This is a genomic window from Shimia aestuarii, from assembly GCF_022814865.1.
Taxonomy (GTDB): Bacteria; Pseudomonadota; Alphaproteobacteria; order Rhodobacterales; family Rhodobacteraceae; genus Shimia; species Shimia aestuarii_A.
Genome location: NZ_JAKVRD010000066.1, coordinates 1 through 247 on the forward strand (window position 1 = coordinate 1; position 247 = coordinate 247).

General features: G+C 54.7%; 1 protein-coding gene. It reads left to right on the forward strand.

Translation table 11 applies throughout. The features are described from left to right. On the forward strand, window positions 1-247 hold a 247-nt coding region (locus MK745_RS19715), incomplete at both ends, for an integrase core domain-containing protein (RefSeq protein WP_243614868.1).

A 247-nucleotide genomic window follows, 5' to 3' on the forward strand; every position in this document is an offset into this window, starting at 1 on the left:
TATGGCCAGACATTCCCGACTGTACTCGTCGATGATGTTGAGCGTCCGGAATGCCTTTCCATCGTCCGTCCGGCAATGCACGAAGTCATAGCTCCACACGTGATCACGGTGCTCGGGTCGAAGACGGCCTACATTGAACCGGGCAGCCCTTGGGAGAATGGATATTGTGAAAGCTTCAACGCTCGGTTCCGAGACGAGTTCTTGAACGGCGAGATCTTCTACAGTCTGCGCGAGGCTCAAATCCTGA